At 71.1% G+C, this 15543-nt stretch carries 13 protein-coding genes and 1 pseudogene; 9 read left to right on the top strand and 5 right to left on the bottom strand.

From position 1 onward, the window contains the following. The first annotated feature begins 7 nt into the window (after positions 1 to 7). From SAVERM_RS36590 to SAVERM_RS43485, 5 genes and pseudogenes are all read left to right on the top strand, one after another. Entirely contained in the window at positions 8 to 1033 is a 1026-nt protein-coding gene (locus tag SAVERM_RS36590) for a 6-phosphofructokinase (protein WP_010988518.1), read from the top strand. Between the two features lie 102 nt (positions 1034 to 1135). Beyond that, positions 1136 to 2089 (top strand): cytochrome c oxidase assembly protein, encoded by a 954-nt coding sequence (locus SAVERM_RS36585; protein WP_010988517.1) that lies wholly within the window; start codon positions 1136 to 1138, stop codon positions 2087 to 2089. Between the two features lie 110 nt (positions 2090 to 2199). After that, positions 2200 to 3660: a PASTA domain-containing protein gene (locus SAVERM_RS36580; protein ID WP_010988516.1), complete on the top strand. Its 1461-nt coding sequence runs from the start codon at positions 2200 to 2202 to the stop codon at positions 3658 to 3660. A 13-nt stretch (positions 3661 to 3673) separates the two neighbouring features. Next, a pseudogene (locus SAVERM_RS46050) lies at positions 3674 to 5939 on the top strand (protein kinase domain-containing protein). 13 nt (positions 5940 to 5952) lie between these two features. Beyond that, a complete protein-coding gene (locus SAVERM_RS43485; RefSeq protein ID WP_037647039.1) occupies positions 5953 to 6111 on the top strand; it encodes a hypothetical protein in 159 nt (52 codons plus the stop codon). Positions 6112 to 6132: 21 nt separating this feature from the next. Here the strand turns inward: SAVERM_RS43485 and SAVERM_RS36565 are convergent, their stop codons facing one another. From SAVERM_RS36565 to SAVERM_RS36550, 4 genes are read right to left on the bottom strand one after another with little or no spacing between them, the layout of a single operon-like run. Next, positions 6133 to 7338 carry a sensor histidine kinase gene (locus tag SAVERM_RS36565; RefSeq protein ID WP_010988513.1) on the bottom strand — a complete coding sequence of 402 codons (1206 nt, stop codon included), beginning with the start codon at positions 7336 to 7338 and terminating at the stop codon, positions 6133 to 6135. Further along, positions 7335 to 9062 (bottom strand): sodium/solute symporter, encoded by a 1728-nt coding sequence (locus SAVERM_RS36560; protein WP_010988512.1) that lies wholly within the window; start codon positions 9060 to 9062, stop codon positions 7335 to 7337. The genes SAVERM_RS36565 and SAVERM_RS36560 overlap by 4 nt, the downstream gene beginning before the upstream one ends. 4 nt (positions 9063 to 9066) lie before the next feature. After that, positions 9067 to 9426: a hypothetical protein gene (locus SAVERM_RS36555; protein ID WP_010988511.1), complete on the bottom strand. Its 360-nt coding sequence runs from the start codon at positions 9424 to 9426 to the stop codon at positions 9067 to 9069. Between the two features lie 13 nt (positions 9427 to 9439). Beyond that, positions 9440 to 10195: a LytR/AlgR family response regulator transcription factor gene (locus tag SAVERM_RS36550; RefSeq protein ID WP_010988510.1), complete on the bottom strand. Its 756-nt coding sequence runs from the start codon at positions 10193 to 10195 to the stop codon at positions 9440 to 9442. Between the two features lie 77 nt (positions 10196 to 10272). On the opposite strand from SAVERM_RS36550, the gene SAVERM_RS36545 reads away from it, so the two are divergent. The 4 genes from SAVERM_RS36545 (at position 10273) to SAVERM_RS36530 (ending at position 13771) form a co-directional block, all read left to right on the top strand. Then, positions 10273 to 10776, top strand: coding sequence for an Lrp/AsnC family transcriptional regulator (locus SAVERM_RS36545; protein WP_010988509.1), 504 nt, complete (start codon positions 10273 to 10275; stop codon positions 10774 to 10776). Between the two features lie 124 nt (positions 10777 to 10900). Continuing rightward, a complete protein-coding gene (ddaH, locus tag SAVERM_RS36540; protein WP_037647037.1) occupies positions 10901 to 11722 on the top strand; it encodes a dimethylargininase in 822 nt (273 codons plus the stop codon). Beyond that, complete coding sequence (gene rocD, locus SAVERM_RS36535; protein WP_010988507.1) at positions 11719 to 12945, top strand: ornithine--oxo-acid transaminase; 1227 nt, start codon at positions 11719 to 11721, stop codon at positions 12943 to 12945. The genes ddaH and rocD overlap by 4 nt, the downstream gene beginning before the upstream one ends. Before the next feature lie 100 nt (positions 12946 to 13045). Beyond that, entirely contained in the window at positions 13046 to 13771 is a 726-nt protein-coding gene (locus tag SAVERM_RS36530; protein ID WP_010988506.1) for a lysophospholipid acyltransferase family protein, read from the top strand. 70 nt (positions 13772 to 13841) lie between these two features. Here SAVERM_RS36530 and SAVERM_RS36525 read toward each other — a convergent pair whose 3' ends face one another. After that, entirely contained in the window at positions 13842 to 15437 is a 1596-nt protein-coding gene (locus SAVERM_RS36525; RefSeq protein WP_010988505.1) for an alpha/beta hydrolase, read from the bottom strand. Positions 15438 to 15543: the final 106 nt, after the last annotated feature.

Raw genomic sequence — 15543 nt, 5'->3', positions numbered from 1 at the left:
TCGGGCGATGCGCATTGGTGTCCTCACGTCCGGTGGCGACTGCCCCGGCCTGAACGCCGTCATCCGGTCCGTCGTGCACCGGGCCGTCGTCGACCACGGCGACGAGGTCATCGGCTTCCGGGACGGCTGGAAGGGCCTCCTGGAGTGCGACTACCTCAAGCTCGACCTCGACGCGGTGAGCGGAATCCTGGCTCGCGGCGGCACCATCCTCGGCTCCTCCCGGGTCCAGCCGGCGCATCTGCGTGACGGCGTGGAGCGGGCCAGGGGCCATGTCGCGGAGCTCGGCCTCGACGCGATCATCCCGATCGGCGGCGAGGGCACGCTCAAGGCGGCCCGCCTCCTGTCGGACGCCGGCCTGCCGATCGTCGGCGTGCCGAAGACCATCGACAACGACATCGCGGTCACCGACGTGACCTTCGGTTTCGACACCGCCGTGGGCGTCGCGACCGAGGCGCTCGACCGGCTGAAGACCACCGCCGAGTCCCACCAGCGCGTCCTCATCGTGGAGGTCATGGGCCGCCACACCGGCTGGATCGCGCTGCACTCGGGCATGGCGGCGGGCGCCCACGCCATCGTCGTACCGGAACGCCCCTTCGACATCGAGGAACTGGCCGCCAAGGTCGGCGAGCGCTTCGAGGCGGGCAAGCGGTTCGCGATCGTGGTGGCCGCCGAGGGCGCCAAGCCCCGTGCGGGCTCGATGGACTTCGACGAGGGCAAGAAGGACGTCTACGGCCACGAGCGCTTCGCCGGCATCGCCCGCCAGCTCTCCCTGGAGCTGGAGGAGCGCCTCGGCAAGGAGGCCCGGCCGGTGATCCTCGGACATGTCCAGCGCGGCGGCACTCCGACGGCGTACGACCGCGTCCTCGCGACCCGTTTCGGCTGGCATGCCGTGGAGGCCGTGCACCGGGGCGAGTTCGGCAAGATGACCGCGCTGCGCGGCACCGACATCGTGATGGTCTCGCTCGCCGAGGCGGTCGAGACGCTGAAGACGGTCCCCGAGGAGCGGTACGCCGAGGCGGAGTGCGTCCTGTAAGGCACACGTGAGCACACCTGCCCCCGGTCGCGGCTGCGGCCGGGGGCAGTTCTACTCTGGTGCGGACAGACAGCGCACAACGTACGAATCAGGAGCCGACGGATGGATCACAGCGGCGGGCACGGCATGACCACGGATCTGCCGCCGTTCACGCTGGGGCGGGGGCTCGAGTGGTCCGCGGACCCGTTCTTCCTCGTCGCCTGCCTGCTGGGGCTCGGCCTGTACGGCTGGGGTGTGGTGCGCCTGGTGCGGCGCGGCGACAAGTGGCCGGTGGGCCGGACCGTCGCGTACGTCATCGGCGTACTGACCGTCATGCTGATGATGTGCACCAGGCTGAACGACTACGGCATGGTCATGTTCAGCGTGCACATGGTGCAGCACATGGTGATCAGCATGCTGTCACCGATCCTGATTCTGCTCGGCGCGCCGATCACGCTGGCGCTGCGCGCGCTGCCGACGGCCGGCCGTGACCGGACGGGGCCGCGCGAGCTGCTCCTGATGCTGCTGCACAGCCGCTACCTGCGGATCGTCACCCATCCGGCGTTCACGATCCCGCTGTTCATCGCGAGCCTGTACGCGCTGTACTTCTCGGCGCTCTTCGACTTCCTGATGGGATCCAAGGTCGGGCACATCGGGATGATGGTGCACTTCCTCGCCGTCGGCGTGGTCTTCTTCTGGCCGATCATGGGTGTCGACCCGGGCCCGCACCGCCCCGGCTATCTCCTGCGGATGCTGGAGCTGTTCGCGGGCATGCCGTTCCACGCGTTCTTCGGCATCGCGTTGATGATGGCGTCCGAGCCGATGGTCAACTCGTACAAGAACCCCCCCGCCTCGCTCGCCGTCGACGCGCTCACCGACCAGAACGCGGCCGGCGGCATCGCCTGGGCGTTCAGCGAGATCCCCTCCGTGCTCGTCCTGCTCGCGCTGCTCTTCCAGTGGTACAACTCCGAGCAGCGCCAGGCCCGCCGCACGGACCGGGCCGCGGACCGGGACGGCGACAAGGAACTCGAGGCGTACAACGCCTATCTGGCCTCACTCAACGCACGCGGCAACTGAATTAACTTTGCAACTCGCCTTGCGTGAAAGGCTTTTCCATTCAGTAGCATGGTGGGCGAAGCCCTGCTTCCGTACTGCGGGGTGATGGGGGAACCGCTGGGGGGAGCGGTATGACATTTTGCATGCCCATGCAAAGGGCAGGAAAATCGGTGGTCCGCAGGCTTGGCATTCTGCTGGTCTGCGCTCTGGTCCTGAGCGGGTGCGACAGAGGCCCGCAGCTGTTGACGGTGAAAGCCGTCGCCGCGCGAGTTCCTTCACTCGCACCTTTCTTCGATGAGGAAAGTGGCCTCGGCCACGACTCCACGGTCCGTCGCCAACAGCCGCACAGCGGCCTACAGGCCGGCAACACGCCAGGCCTGTACGGGGGCACACGGAAGCCGACGATCTGCGACGTCAACCGTCTCAAGAAATTCCTCACCGATCCCAGGAACGACCGAAAGGCACATGTCTGGGCGCAGGTGCTCAAGATTTCCCAGGACGAGATTCCCGCCTACCTCGACAGGCTCACACCGGTCCTGCTGCGTCACGACACTCTCGTGCAGAACCACGACTACAAAAAGGGCAGGGCAGCCCCTTTCAACTCCTTGCTCGAGGCGGGCATCGCGATATTGGTGGATGAGCAGGGACTTCCCGCGGTGAAGTGTTCCTGCGGAAATCCGCTGCGGCCCTTCGCGGGTGACGCATCGAGGATTTCGGTCAAGTTCGAGAACGGCAACAAGAAGTGGGACGGCTACGACCGTGCCTCTCTGGTGGCCGTCAAGCCCGCCCCGCGGCGCATCGAGCAACTCGCGCTCGTCGACGTCGACAACCCGGACCGGGGGATCACCCGGCCGGCCGGCACCACCGGCGCACACGACTCCCCGTTCGACACCCACGAGCGGCACAAGGTGCCCGAAGTGGCCGGTATGGGGTTCGGCGACGCGAGTCAGCGACTGGCGGACAAGGGCCTCGCAGCGGCGTACGGCGAAAAGGGACCGCCACCCGACGACGCCCGGGTCACCGGCTCCGACCCGGCGCCGGGCACCGAGCTGGAGTTCGGGGAGTACGTGACGCTGTCCGTGGAGCGGGGGACGGCCGGCAAGACGGGCAGGGGGAGCGGCGACGGGACCACCGGCGAAACCGGCGAGGGGCGCACGGGTGGTACGAGCGCTCCCCCGGCATCGGGCTCGACGACGCCCGGGGGGAGCGGCCAGCCGCCTCCGTCCTCCGGTGGCGCTACGACCTCGTCCCCGCCGCCCGCTTCGTCTCCGCCCTCGTCCGCGACGAGCGGTGGCCCTCCTGGCGCCTCGAGGAGTTCCGGGAGTTCCGAGAGTTCCGAGCCGCCGCCGGCGAGCAGCGCGTCCGCGTCCAGGCCGCCGCCTGCCGTGAGCAGCCCGCCGCCTGCCGTGAGCAGTTCGCCGCCCACGAGCCGGCCGGTCACCAGCGCGCCCGTGACGTCCGCTCCGGTGACGTCCGCTCCGGTGACGAGTGCCCCGGCGACCGCCCAGCCGGTCACGTCGGATCCGGTCGCCTCCGATCCGGTCGCCTCCGGTCCCGTGGCCGGCGAAGCGACCTCCACCACCACGGCCTAGCCGGGGAGACCCGATGCCATCAGGATCACCGCAGTCGGGAGTGGGCCGGGTCATCGCCGGCCGGTACCTCCTGCTGAACCGGCTCGGCAGCGGCGGCATGGGCCATGTCTGGCTCGCCCATGACCAGCGGCTGGCCTGCGAGGTCGCGCTCAAGGAGATCGTGTTCCGCAGTCCGGCGGAGGCCGGGCAGGAGCGCACGGCCCGGGTCGCACGTGCCCGGGCCGAGGCCCGGCACGCCGCCGGGCTGCGCGGCCATCCGCATGTGGTGACCGTGCACGACGTACTGGAGCACGAGGGCCTGCCCTGGATCGTGATGGAGTACGTGGCGGGCGCGCTCGACCTGCGGGACCTCGTGCGCCGGCGCGGCCCGCTGGCGCCCGCCGAGTGCGCCCGCATCGGGCTCGCCGTGCTCGACGCGCTCACCGCGGGGCACGAGCGCGGCATCATGCACCGGGACGTGAAGCCGGCGAACATCCTGCTGGCGCCGGACCGCACGGGGGCGGCGTACGCGCGCGTGCTGCTCACCGACTACGGCATCTCCGTGCAACCGGACGCGGGCGAGACCCGGTACACCCTCACGTCGGCGCTGGTCGGCACGCCCGGCTATCTGGCGCCGGAGCGGGCGACCGGCGGGCCGCCGACCGCGACCGCCGACCTGTTCTCGCTGGGGTGCACGCTGTACTTCGGGGTCGAGGGGTGCGGGCCCTTCGAGCGGGACACGCATCTCGCCGAGGTCACCGCCGTGGTGCTGGAGGAGCCGCGCCCGCCGGTGCGGGCGGGGGCGCTGGAACCGGTGCTCGCCGCGATGCTCGCGAAGGACCCCGGGCAGCGGATCACGGCGGAGGACACGGAGGCCGCGCTGTCGGCGATCGTCACGCCCCAGCCCCATCCGCGCACCCAGTTCGACCTGGGGTCGCAGCCGCCGTGGGCGGAGGCCGGGTGGACCACCGAGACCGGGTATCCGGGGCACGGGCCGGGGGCCGGTCCCGGCGGGAACGGAACGTCGGGCGCGTACGGACCGGGCGGCACGGGGTCCGGGGCGGGGAGCGCGCCGGGGTCACCGCCACCGGGGGCGACCGCGGGAACGGCGGGGCGGGGCACGCCCTCGGAGCCGGGGCCGGTGCGGGGGCCGGCCGCCGGACCGTCCGGGCAGGACCCGAACGCCGCCCCGTACGCCCACGACCCCGCCACCCCCTCGTACGGCCAGGAGCCGGGCGCGCCACGACCCGGACCCGGCCCCACCGCCTCGCCGTACGGCCGCAGCCCCACCGCCCCCTCGTACGGCCAGAGCCCGGCCGCGACCCCGTACGCCCACGACCCCACCGCGTCGCCGTACGGCCAGAGCCCGGCCGCGACCCGTACGGCTAGGCCTCAGTGCCTCCTCGTACGGTTCGGATGTCATCGGCCGGCCCGCCGGAGCGGCGTTCGGTGCCGCTGGTTTCGGTTCCGGTCGGCGGCGTCGCAAGCGCCCTCGTGTCCTTCAGTCCGTCATCGCCTTCACCCTCGGCCTCGTCCTCGCGCTGGGCGGTGTCTGGTACGCGGTGGCGCATCTGCCGCCCGGCGGCGGCGACGCGAAGCCTTACGGAGCGGCCGTGGCCCTCGCCGCGCCGCTCAAGGACGGCGACTGCGTCGTCGCCGACTGGCCCGGCGCCGCCTTCCAGGGCACGCCGAAGCTGGCCGTGGACCCGACCTGCGCCGAGAAGGTGCCGGACGGCCAGGTCATGGCGGTCGTCGCGGCGACGTCCGCCGAGGCGGCGCGGCAGCACGGTCCGGCCGCGTGCGAGCAGCGCACGCAGGAGATCCGGGAGAAGCTCGCCGACGTGCGCAGCTACGCCGTGGTGCCGACGCGGGCGGGATTCGAGGCGGCCGGGCGGCGCACCGCCTGTCTGGTGCTGGGCGCGCACGGTGCGGTGTACGGGCCGCTCGACCGTCACCGCACGCCCGGCATGTGGTTCGTGGACACGGCGAACATGCAGAAGCGGGACTGTCTGGACGCCCCTTCCCTCCGCAGGGCCCAGCTGGTCTCCTGTGCCGGACCGCACGATCAGCAAGTGCTCGGCTTCACCCGGCTCAGCGCCGGCACCACCCTTAAGAAGGCGGCCGCTCAATCGGACGCCGCCTGCGCGCGGGACGTGCCGCCGGCCCAGTACGGGTACGACCCGGGGGTCTACGAAGCGGCTTCGTGGGCCGCAAAGGGAGCGTGGCACTCCGGCACACATCTCGTCGTGTGCAGCGTCCAGCGGCAGAACGGGGGCACCATGGAGGGGACCGAACCATGAGGAGGGTGTTGCGATGCCCGGTTCTACGAAGACCATGGGGGTGCTCACCATGGGTGGGCTCGTCGTGGTGACGGCCTACACGGTGGCGCTCGGCAGCAACGGCTGGCTGTGGTTCGGCTGGGTCGTGCTGGGTCTGATCACTTTCGGCATGGTGATGTCGCGCAGCGCCTGACGCCCACCACGGCTGCCCCGTTCATTCCCGGGGCAGCCGGCCCGCCGAGTGCACGCCCGGCTGGTACTTCGGCAGCCGGGCGGTGATCTTCATACCCGCCCCGACCGCGGTCTCGATGACGAGGCCGTGGTCGTCCCCGTAGACCTGGCGCAGCCGGTCGTCGACGTTGGAGAGCCCGATGCCGCCCGACGGGCTGACCTCTCCGGCGAGGATGCGGCGCAGCACCTCGGGGTCCATGCCCGCGCCGTCGTCCTCGATGACGACCCACGCCTCGGCGCCGGCGTCCTGCGCGGTGATACTGATGTGCCGCTTGTCGGCGGTGCCCTCCAGGCCGTGCTTGACGGCGTTCTCCACGAGGGGCTGGAGACAGAGGAACGGCAGGGCGACCGGGAGCACCTCGGGCGCGATCTGCAGGGTGACCGAGAGGCGGTCGCCGAAGCGGGCCCTGACGAGCGCCAAGTAGTGGTCGATGGCGTGGAGTTCGTCGGCGAGCGTGGTGAAGTCGCCGTGCCGGCGGAACGAGTAGCGGGTGAAGTCCGCGAATTCCAGGAGCAGTTCGCGGGCCCGCTCGGGGTCGGTGCGGACGAACGACGCGATCACCGCGAGCGAGTTGAAGATGAAGTGCGGGGAGATCTGCGCGCGCAGCGCCCTGATCTCGGCCTCGATCAGCCGTGTACGGGACCGGTCGAGGTCCGCGAGCTCGAGTTGGACGGAGACCCAGCGGGCGACCTCGCCGGCCGCGCGGACGAGTACGGCCGATTCGCGGGGCGCGCAGGCGACGAGCGCGCCGTGCACCCGCTCGTCGACGGTGAGGGGCGCGACGACGGCCCAGCGCAGGGGGCAGTCCGGGATGTCGCAGGTCAGCCGGAAGGCCTCGCCGCGGCCGGACTCCAGGGGCCCGGCGAGCCGTTCCATGATCTCGGTGCGGTGGTGCTCCCCCACGCCGTCCCAGGCGAGGACCGTCTCCGGGTCGGTGAGGCACAGCGCGTCCGTGCCGAGCAGGGTGCGCAGCCGCCGCGTGGACTTGCGGGCCGTCTCCTCGGTGAGACCCGCGCGCAGTGGCGGCGCGGCGAGCGAGGCGGTGTGCAGGGTCTGGAAGGTGGCGTGCTCCACGGGCGTGCCGAGCCCGCCGAGGCTCTCGGGGCGCGCGGTCCGCCGGCCGAGCCAGAAGCCGGCGGCGAGCAGGGGCAGGACGGCCACGCACAGCCCCGCCAGAAATCCGCTCACGCCTTGGCCTCCGCCCGCACCGGTCCGCCGGACAGTTCCTCCGGCAGATGGAACCGTGCCAGGATCGCCGCCGTCCCCGCCGGTACCCGCCCCGGTGTCGCCAGGGACACCAGCGTCATCGTCAGAAAGCCGAGCGGCACCGACCACAACGCGGGCCACGCCAGCAGCGCGTGCAGCGCCCCGCCCCGCGGGTAGCCCGCCATGGTCGCGCCGACCGCCACCAGCGCCGAACCGCCCCCGACCAGCATCCCGGCCGCCGCACCCGGCGGAGTCAGCCGCCGCCACCAGATGCCCAGCACCAGCAACGGGCAGAAGGACGAGGCGGACACGGCGAACGCGAGCCCCACGGCGTCGGCGACCGGCAGCCCGCCCACCAGCGCGCTCGCCGCCAGCGGAACGGCCATCGCGAGCACCGTACCGAGCCGGAAGTGCCGTACGCCTCGCGAGGGCAGCACGTCCTGGGTGAGCACCCCGGCCACCGCCATGGTCAGCCCGGAGGCCGTGGACAGGAACGCGGCGAAGGCGCCGCCCGCCAGCAGCGCGCCGAGCAGATCGCCGCCGAGCCCGCCGATCAGCCGGTCGGGCAGCAGCAGTACGGCGGCGTCGGCGTCGCCGGCGAGGCCGAGTTCGGGCGCGTACAGCCGGCCGAGCGCCCCATAGACCGGCGGCAGCAGATAGAAGGCGCCGATCAGGCCGAGCACGGCGACGGTGGTACGGCGGGCGGCCACTCCGTGCGGGCTGGTGTAGAAGCGGACGACGACGTGCGGGAGTCCCATGGTGCCGAGGAAGGTGGCGAGGATCAGTCCGTACGTGGCGTACAGCGGACGTTCCTCGCGGCCGGCCGCCAGGGAGGTCGACATGCCGCCGTTGCCGCCGCGGTCGGCGGCCGGGACGGGATCGCCCTCGGCGAAGGTCAGCCGGGTGCCGCCCTCGACGCGGTGCACGCCGGGGGCGAGGGCCACCCGCTTCCCCCTGTACCGCCGCCCGTCGACCGTGCCGCTCGCCGTGACGTCGAGCGGGCGGGACAGCTTGAGGTCGAGGCTCTCGTCGACCGTCACGACCCGCTGTTCGCGGAAGGCCGCCGGTTCGTCGAAGGCGGTGCGCGGTGCGCCCGCGCCCTGCCAGGCGAGGACCAGGAAGAGCGCGGGGACCAGGAGGGCGGTGAGCTTGAGCCAGTACTGGAAGGCCTGGACGAAGGTGATGCTGCGCATGCCGCCCGCGGCGACGGTCGCGACCACGACGACCGCGACGATGACTCCGCCGAGCGAGTCGGGCGCGCCGGTCAGCACGGCCAGGGTGAGCCCGGCGCCCTGGAGTTGGGGCAGGAGGTACAGCCAGCCGACCCCGACGACGAAGGCCCCGGCGAGCCGTCGTACGGCCTGCGAGGCGAGCCGCGCCTCCGCGAAGTCGGGCAGGGTGTACGCGCCGGAGCGGCGCAGCGGGGCGGCCACGAACAGCAGCAGCACCAGATGGCCGGCCGTGTACCCGACGGGGTACCAGAGCATGTCGGGGCCCTGGACCAGGACGAGTCCGGCGATGCCCAGGAACGAGGCGGCGGACAGGTACTCGCCGCTGATCGCGGCCGCGTTGAGCCGGGGGCCGACCGTGCGGGAGGCCACGTAGAAGTCGGAGGTGGTCCGGGAGATGCGCAGGCCGAACGCGCCGACGAGGACGGTCGCCAGGACGACGAGGGCGACCGCGGGAACGGCGTAGCTGGAGTTCACGGCCTCAGCGGTCCTCGACGAGACGGACGAAGTCCCGCTCGTTGCGTTCGGCGCGCCGCACGTACCAGCGGGCGAGCAGCACCAGCGGCGCGTAGAGGCAGAAGCCGAGCACCGCCCAGGTGAGGCGGCGGGCGTCCGGGATCGCCGCGAACACCAGGGGCAGCGGGCCGACGAGCAGCACGAGGACCGCGAACACGGCGAGTCCGGCGCGCAGTTGGGAGCGCATCAGGGAGCGGACATAGGTGTGGCCGAGGGTGGTCTGTTCGTCGATCTCGGTACGCGGGCGGTAGTAGTCAAAGGCCCGGCGGGCGCGCCGGGGCGGTCCGGTGACGACCACGCGCCGTTCCGTCGGATCCTGGGGCACGGGCAGGGGCTCCTCAGCTCGTGGTCCGGCGCATCAGCAGGTCGCGCAGTTCGCGGGCGTGCCGTCGGCTGACCTGGAGTTCGACGGAGTCGACCAGGACGCTCACCGTGCCCGTGTCCAGGCGGAGTTCGTCGATGTGGCGCAGGGCGACCAGGTGGCGGCGGTGGATGCGGACGAACCCGCGGGCGCGCCAGCGCTCCTCCAGGGTGGACAGCGGGATGCGGACGAGGTGGCTGCCCTGGGCGGTGTGCAGGCGGGCGTAGTCGCCGTGCGCCTCGACGTGCGTGATGTCCTCGACGGGGACGAACCGGGTCACTCCGCCGAGTTCGACGGACATGTGGTCGGGGTCGGGCTCGTGCACCGGTATCAGCGGAGCGGTGTCCGTCAGCTGGGCGGCCCGGCGGACGGCCTCGGCGAGCCGCTCCCTGCGGACGGGCTTCAGCACGTAGTCCACGGCCTTGAGGTCGAAGGCCTGCACGGCGAAGCCTTCGTGGGCGGTGACGAACACGACGAGCGGTGGCTTGGCGAACCCGGTGAGCAGCCGGGCCAGGTCGAGTCCGTCGAGACCCGGCATGTGGATGTCGAGGAAGACGACGTCGATCGCCTCGGGCCCGCCGGGCCCGGACTCCAGTGCCCGGTTGATCCGGCGCAGCGCCTCGGTGGCGTCGCTCGCGCCCTCGGCACTGCTGACCCGTGGGTCGGCGTTCAGCAGATAGAGGAGTTCCTCGAGGGAGGGTTGTTCGTCGTCGACGGCGAGCGCGCGCAGCATGAACGTGGAGTGTAAGAGCATTTCGTACGCCTGGACATGTCCGGGGCATGGACGTTGCCGCTGGATACAGTGCCGACATGAACAGCAAGCCGACGACGTTCGACGACCTCGACCGCAAGATCATCACCGCTCTGACGGCACATGCCCGGAGCAGTTTCGCCGAGATCGGCGCGGCGATCGGGCTGTCGGCCACGGCGGTCAAGCGCCGGGTGGACCGACTGCGCGAGACCGGGGTGATCACGGGGTTCACGGCCACGGTGAAGCCGTCGGCGCTGGGTTGGCGCACGGAGGCGTACGTCGAGGTGTACTGCGAGGGCGCGGCGCCGCCCCGGCGGCTCGCGGAGGTCGTGCGCAACCATCCGGAGATCACCGCGGCGATGACGGTGACGGGCGGCGCGGATGCCCTGCTGCACGTGCGGGCGACGGACGTGGAGCACTTCGAGGAGGTGCTGGAGCGGATCCGGGCGGAGCCCTTCATCCGGAAGACGGTCAGCTACATGGTGCTGTCCCACCTCCTCCCGGAAAGCCCCGAAGCGGGCGCGAGCCAGCCGGCACCGCAGGACGCATCAGACCTGCGCTGACTCGGCCAGCAACGCAGCATTCCTGCGCACACACGCAGCTTTTGTCGCTTGTCGACCACCTCCGTTAGTTCCTACCTTGGTGTCAACCCCCAGTCGACACCGCAGGAAGCGGAGGTACCCCTCTGTGGCCGAAAGCCGTGTGCCGCGCCCCCGGCGCTTTCTCGTCTGCGAGCCGAGCCACTTCGGCGTGCAGTACGCCATCAACCCCTGGATGCATCCCGACACCTCGGTGGACGTCGATCTCGCCCGCGGCCAGTGGCAGGCGCTGATCAACGCCTACCGCGCCCACGGCCACACCGTGGACACCGTGCAGCCGGTCGCGGACCTCCCGGACATGGTGTTCGCGGCGAACTCCGCCCTCGTCCTCGCGGGCCGTGTCTTCGGCTCGTACTTCCACGCGCCCCAGCGCCGCCCCGAGTCCACCGTGTACGACTCCTGGTTCAAGGCGGCGGGCTTCGACGTGTACCGCCCGGAGTCGGTGTGCGAGGGCGAGGGCGACCTCGTCCCGGCGGGCCGCTACGTCCTGGCGGGCACCGGCTTCCGTACGACGGTCGAGGCGCACCGCGAGGTGCAGGAGTTCTTCGGCGTCCCGGTGATCAGCCTGCGGCTGGTGGACCCGTACTTCTACCACCTGGACACCGCGCTGTTCGTCCTCGACGACGGCCACGAGGCGAACATCGTGTACTACCCGGAGGCGTTCTCGCCCGGCAGCCGCGAGGTGCTCCAGCGGCTCTTCCCCAACGCGGTGCTCGCCACCCGCGAGGACGCGCTGGCCTTCGGCCTCAACTCCGTCTCCGACGGCCGTCACGTCTTCATCTCACCGGGGGCGACGGCCCTCGCCGACCAGCTCGTACGCCACGGATACGTCCCCGTCCCCGTCGACCTCTCGGAGTTCTTCAAGGCCGGCGGCGGCATCAAGTGCTGCACTCAGGAGATCCGTTCATGACCGCTCCCGCCCGTACGCGTTCGTCCGCCGACCTGATCCGTGCCGAGGCGCCGGTCCTCGCGCACAACTACCACCCGCTGCCCGTGGTCGTGGCCAGGGCCGAGGGCACCTGGGTGGAGGACGTCGAGGGCCGCCGCTATCTCGACATGCTGGCGGGCTACTCGGCCCTGAACTTCGGCCACCGTCACCCGGTGCTGATCGAGGCCGCACACCGCCAGCTCGACCAGCTGACCCTGACCTCCCGCGCCTTCCACAACGACCGACTGGCCCAATTCGCCGAGTCCCTGGCCGAGTTGACGGGCCTGGACATGGTGCTGCCGATGAACACGGGCGCCGAGGCGGTGGAGAGCGCCATCAAGGTGGCCCGCAAATGGGCGTACGAGGTGAAGGGCGTCGCCCCGGACCAGGCGACGATCGTCGTGGCCGCCGACAACTTCCACGGCCGTACGACGACGATCGTCAGCTTCTCCACGGACGACACCGCCCGTACGGGGTTCGGCCCCTTCACGCCGGGCTTCCGGATCGTCCCGTACAACGACCTGGCCGCGCTCGAGGCCGCCGTGGACGAGACGACGGCGGCCGTGCTGATCGAGCCGATCCAGGGCGAGGCTGGCGTCGTCATCCCGGACGACGGCTATCTGGCCGGCGTACGCGAGCTCACCCGCCGCACCGGGTGTCTGTTCATCGCGGACGAGATCCAGTCGGGCCTCGGGCGCACCGGCCGCACGCTGGCCGTGGAGCACGAGAGTGTCGTCCCGGACATGCTGCTGCTCGGCAAGGCGCTCGGCGGCGGCATCGTGCCGGTGTCCGCGGTGGTCGCCCGCCGGGACGTCCTCGCGGTACTGCGGCCCGGGGAGCACGGCTCGACGTTCGGCGGCAATCCGCTGGCCGCCGCGGTCGGCTCGGCGGTGGTCGGGCTGCTGGAGACCGGTGAATTCCAGCGCGGGGCGGCCGAGCTGGGTGTGGTGCTGCGGGACGGACTCGCCGCCCTCGTCGGCAAGGGCGTCGTGGGCTTCCGGGCGCGCGGGCTGTGGGCGGGCGTCGACATCGACCCCGCGATCGGCACCGGGCGCGAGATCAGCGAACGCCTCATGCGCGAGGGGATCCTGGTCAAGGACACCCACGGTTCGACGATCCGGCTGGCCCCGCCGCTCACGATCACCGGCGAGGAACTGGCGTCGGCTCTGGGGACCCTGGAGAAGGTGTTGACGCAAGAGGCCTGATACCAGCCAAGTGACGACACAGCGTCACACCGGGTGGTTACGCCCGGCGACGGCCACGCCTACACTGATCGCTCCCGAGGGGGACCAAAGGAGCGTCGGCGTGTTTTATTACGTGCTCAAATACGTGATTCTCGGACCGCTGTTGAAGCTGGTGTTCCGGCCTCGGATCGAGGGTCTCGAACACGTACCGTCGTCGGGCCCGGCCATCGTGGCGGGCAACCATCTGTCGTTCTCGGACCACTTCCTGATGCCCGCGATCCTCAAACGGCGCATCACCTTCCTGGCGAAGGCCGAGTACTTCACGGGCCCCGGCATCAAGGGCCGGCTCACGGCCGCGTTCTTCCGCAGCGCCGGACAGATCCCGGTGGACCGCTCCGGCAAGGACGCGGGCCAGGCCGCGATCCGCGAAGGCCTCGGCGTGCTGCGCAAGGACGAGCTGCTCGGCATCTACCCGGAGGGCACGCGCTCGCACGACGGCCGCCTCTACAAGGGCAAGGTGGGCGTCGCGGTGATGGCCCTGCGGGCCGGGGTCCCGGTGATTCCCTGCGCGATGATCGGCACCTTCGAGGCCCAGCCGCCGGGCAAGGTCATCCCGAACATCCACCCCGTCGTGATCCGCTTCGGCAAGCCCCTGGAGTTCTCCCGCTACGCCGGTATGGAGAACGAGAAGGCGGTCCTGCGCGCCATCACCGACGAGATCATGTACGCCATCCTCACGCTCTCCGAACAGGAGTACGTCGACCGGTACGCGGCGGTCGTCAAGGCCGAGGAGGCCGCCGAGAAGGCGGCGAAGGCCCGCAAGTTTCCCCGGATCCCGCTGAGTTGACGGCTGTCGGCATGACGAAGGGGTGACCGGAATCCCGGCCACCCCTCCATCGCACACCTAGCGGCTACGACTACGGCTTGGGCGTGGCGTGCGGGGCGCACGTCACGTCGGCGCCGTCCGTCCCGCCCGTGAGCAGGTAGGTGTTCACCCGGTCGTTGACGCAGGGGTTGAGCAGACCGGTGACACCGTGCGAGCCCGCGTCCTTCTCGGTGATCAGGCGGGAGCCCTTGAAGCGCTTGTGCAGCTCGACGGCGCCGTCGTACGGGGTGGCGGCGTCATTCTCGGACTGCACGATCAGCACGGCGGGCAGGCCCTTGTGGGTCTTCACGTTCACCGGCGTGTGCTGCTTGGCCGGCCAGGTGGCGCAGGGCAGGTTCATCCACGCGTTGGCCCACGTCATGAACGGGTAGTCCTTGTTGAGCCGCGTGTTGTCCTTGTCCCACTTCTTCCAGCTGGTGGGCCACTTGGCGTCGGTGCACTCGACGGCCGTGTAGACCGCGTTGCTGTTCTCCGAGGCGATGTTGCCCGCGGTGTCCGACAGGTCCGGTGCGGCCGCGTCCACGAGCGCCTGCGTGTCACCGGCGACGTACTTGCTGAACGTCGTCGCGACCGGCACCCACGAGGAGTCGTAGTACGGAGCGCTCTGGAAGAAGGAGATCAGCTCGGCCGGACCGACCACACCGCCGAGGGGGCTCTTCTTGGCCGTGGCGCGCAGCGTCAGCCACTGCTTCTGCACCTTGGCACGGGTGTCGCCGAGGTGGAAGGTCGCGTCGTTCTTGGCGACCCAGTCCTCCCAGTCCTTCCAGCGTCCCTCGAAGGCGACGTCCTGGTCGAGGTTGGCCTCGTACCAGATCTTCTCCCGCGACGGGTTGACGACGCTGTCCACGATCATGCGGCGGACGTGGCCCGGGAAGAGCGTGCCGTAGACGGCACCGAGGTAGGTGCCGTACGAGACGCCCAGGTAGTTGAGCTTCTTCTCACCGAGGGCGGCGCGGATGACGTCCAGGTCGCGCGCGGTGTTGGGCGTGGTCATCTGCGGCAGCATGTCGCCGCTGCGCTCGGCGCAGCCGTCCGCGTACTCGGCGGCGAGCTTGCGCTGGGCACGCTTGTCCGCCTCGGAGCCCGGGACCGGATCGGCCTTGGGCGCCTTCACGAACTCCTGCGGGTCGATGCAGGAGATGGGCGCCGAGTGGCCGACACCGCGCGGGTCGAAGCCCACGAAGTCGTACGCCTTGGCGACGTTGGTCCAGATCGGGTTCTTGTTGGTGACCCGGGTCGGGAAGCGCATGCCGGAGCCGCCGGGGCCGCCCGGGTTGTAGACGAGGGCGCCCTGGCGCTCCTCCTTGGTACCCGTGTTCCCGATGCGGTCGACGGCAAGCTTGATCTTCTTGCCGTTCGGGCGGGCGTAGTCGAGCGGGACGGTGACCCAGCCGCACTGGATCGGCTTGGCGAAGCCCCAGTCGGCCGGACAGTCCTGCCAGTCGATCCCGGCCTTGGCGGCCCGCGCGGCGGCGATCGCGGCGCCGCGGGCCTCCCGGTCCTGACCGTGACGCGAGTCGGCGGTGGCCGACGGTGCCGCCATGGCACCGGCTATCAGAGTCGCCGTCACGAGCGCTCCGGCCGAACCCAGTGCCGTGACCCGTCTCGTCGGTCTCATACCCCTCAAGTGGGGCCTCCCCGTACATCGTTGCGAATGGTACGGGGATCCTTTCGGCTGTGAGGTCCCTGAGAACAGGGGTGACGTGGCTTCTTTGCCAATCCGATAACCGGTA

Source organism: Streptomyces avermitilis MA-4680 = NBRC 14893, assembly GCF_000009765.2.
GTDB classification, from domain to species: Bacteria; Actinomycetota; Actinomycetes; order Streptomycetales; family Streptomycetaceae; genus Streptomyces; species Streptomyces avermitilis.
This window is presented reverse-complemented; position numbering and strand designations above follow the sequence as displayed.